The organism is Exiguobacterium sp. s133 (assembly GCF_018618595.1).
GTDB lineage: Bacteria > Bacillota > Bacilli > Exiguobacteriales > Exiguobacteriaceae > Exiguobacterium_A > Exiguobacterium_A oxidotolerans.
The window spans coordinates 1-3,006 of the sequence record NZ_JACSMK010000021.1 but is presented as its reverse complement, the minus strand read 5'-3'; the positions used below and the strand labels follow the sequence as shown (position 1 = coordinate 3,006).

At 54.0% G+C, this 3,006-nt stretch carries 1 rRNA gene; it reads left to right on the top strand.

Going from position 1 to position 3,006, the window contains the following annotated elements:
- Positions 1–50 precede the first annotated feature (50 nt).
- Positions 51–2,965, top strand: a 23S ribosomal RNA gene (locus KNP96_RS16495).
- Positions 2,966–3,006: the final 41 nt, after the last annotated feature.

Here is a 3,006-nt window from a genome sequence, read left to right as displayed (position 1 = left end):
TTTTTATAACCATGTCATTAGACGTGTGTTCTTAGAATACCAAAATGCTAGATCAAGGTATGAAGGGCGTACGGTGGATGCCTTGGCACTAGGAGCCGATGAAGGACGCGACGAACAGCGATATGCTTCGGGGAGCAGTAAGTATGCTTTGATCCGAGGATTTCCGAATGGGGGAACCCACCATCCGTAATGGGATGGGACATGTTACGTGAATACATAGCGTAGCGTGAGGCAGACCCGGGGAACTGAAACATCTAAGTACCCGGAGGAAGAGAAAGCAAATGCGATTCCCTGAGTAGCGGCGAGCGAAACGGGAACAGCCCAAACCGGAGAGCATGCTCTCCGGGGTTGTAGGACACTCTATACGGAGTCAAAAAGGAAGACAGTAGGTGAATGACCTGGAAAGGTCGGCCGAAGAAGGTGACAGCCCTGTAGCTGAAACTGTTTTCCCTCCAGAGTGGATCCTGAGTACGGCGGGACACGTGAAACCCCGTCGGAATCCGGGAGGACCATCTCCCAAGGCTAAATACTCCCTAGTGACCGATAGTGAACCAGTACCGTGAGGGAAAGGTGAAAAGCACCCCGGAAGGGGAGTGAAATAGATCCTGAAACCGTATGCCTACAAGTAGTCAGAGCCCGTTAATGGGTGATGGCGTGCCTTTTGTAGAATGAACCGGCGAGTTACGATAGCGCGCGAGGTTAAGCTGATGAGGCGGAGCCGTAGCGAAAGCGAGTCTGAATAGGGCGCCATAGTGCGTTGTCGTAGACCCGAAACCAGGTGATCTACCCATGTCCAGGATGAAGGTCAGGTAACACTGACTGGAGGTCCGAACCCACGCACGTTGAAAAGTGCGGGGATGAGGTGTGGGTAGCGGTGAAATGCCAATCGAACCTGGAGATAGCTGGTTCTCCCCGAAATAGCTTTAGGGCTAGCCTCGAGGTTGAGAGTTCCGGAGGTAGAGCACTGATTGGACTAGGGGCCCCCACAGGGTTACCGAATTCAGTTAAACTCCGAATGCCGGCAACTTATACTCGGGAGTCAGACTGCGAGTGATAAGATCCGTAGTCAAGAGGGAAACAGCCCAGACCGCCAGCTAAGGTCCCAAAGTGTATGTTAAGTGGAAAAGGATGTGGCGCTGCCTAGACAGCTAGGATGTTGGCTTAGAAGCAGCCACCATTCAAAGAGTGCGTAATAGCTCACTAGTCGAGTGGCGCCGCGCCGAAAATGTAACGGGGCTAAACATACCACCGAAGCTGCGGATTCCGTAAGGAATGGTAGGGGAGCGTTCCAAACCGCTGTGAAGCTGTACCGGAAGGAGCAGTGGAGCGTTTGGAAGTGAGAATGCCGGTGTGAGTAGCGAAAAGAGGGGTGAGAATCCCCTCCGTCGAAAGCCCAAGGTTTCCTGAGGAAGGCTCGTCCGCTCAGGGTTAGTCTGGACCTAAGCCGAGGCCGAAAGGCGTAGGCGATGGATAACAGGTTGATATTCCTGTACCACCGATCCACCGTTTGAACAATGGGGGGACGCAGGAGGATAGTGACGCATGCGGATGGAAGTGCATGTGTAAGTTTCGAGATTGTCTGATTGGCAAATCCGTCAGGCACCAAGATCGAGGAACGACGCGGAGTCCCCTAGGGACGAAGGTCACGATTTCACACTGCCAAGAAAAGCCTCTAGTGAGGTGGAAGGTGCCAGTACCGTAAACCGACACAGGTAGGCGGGATGAGAATTCTAAGACGCGCGGGATAACTCTCGTTAAGGAACTCGGCAAAATGGTCCCGTAACTTCGGGAGAAGGGACGCTCTACATGAGTAGAGCCGCAGTGAATAGGCCCAAACGACTGTTTAGCAAAAACACAGGTCTCTGCTAAATCGCAAGATGACGTATAGGGGCTGACGCCTGCCCGGTGCTGGAAGGTTAAGGGGATGGGTTAGCGCAAGCGAAGCTTTGAACCGAAGCCCCAGTAAACGGCGGCCGTAACTATAACGGTCCTAAGGTAGCGAAATTCCTTGTCGGGTAAGTTCCGACCCGCACGAAAGGCGTAACGATTTGGGCACTGTCTCAACGAGAGACCCGGTGAAATCATAGTACCTGTGAAGATGCAGGTTACCCGCGACAGGACGGAAAGACCCCATGGAGCTTTACTACAGCCTGATATTGAGGCTTTGTGCATGATGTACAGGATAGGCGGGAGACGTCGAGACCGGAGCGCCAGCTTCGGAGGAGTCACCCTTGGGATACCGCCCTTCATGCATAGAGTCTCTAACTCGCAGCCGTAATCCGGCTGGAGGACCGTGTCAGGCGGGTAGTTTGACTGGGGCGGTCGCCTCCTAAACAGTAACGGAGGCGCCCAAAGGTTCCCTCAGAATGGTTGGAAATCATTCGTAGAGCGCAAAGGCAGAAGGGAGCTTGACTGCGAGACCTACAAGTCGAGCAGGGACGAAAGTCGGGCTTAGTGATCCGGTGGTTCCGCATGGAAGGGCCATCGCTCAACGGATAAAAGCTACCCTGGGGATAACAGGCTGATCTCCCCCAAGAGTCCACATCGACGGGGAGGTTTGGCACCTCGATGTCGGCTCATCGCATCCTGGGGCTGGAGTAGGTCCCAAGGGTTGGGCTGTTCGCCCATTAAAGCGGTACGCGAGCTGGGTTCAGAACGTCGTGAGACAGTTCGGTCCCTATCCGTCGTGGGCGCAGGAAATTTGAGGAGAGCTGTCCTTAGTACGAGAGGACCGGGATGGACGCACCGCTGGTGTACCAGTTGTTCCGCCAGGAGCATCGCTGGGTAGCTACGTGCGGACGGGATAAATGCTGAAAGCATCTAAGCATGAAGCCCCCTCCAAGATGAGATTTCCCTTTGAGTAATCAAGAAAGACCCCTCAGAGACGATGAGGTAGATAGGTCACGGGTGGAAGCATGGTGACATGCGGAGCTGAGTGATACTAATCGGTCGAGGCCTTGTTCTAGCAGATGATTGTTGATGACTTCAGTTTTGAGGGCGCGAGCC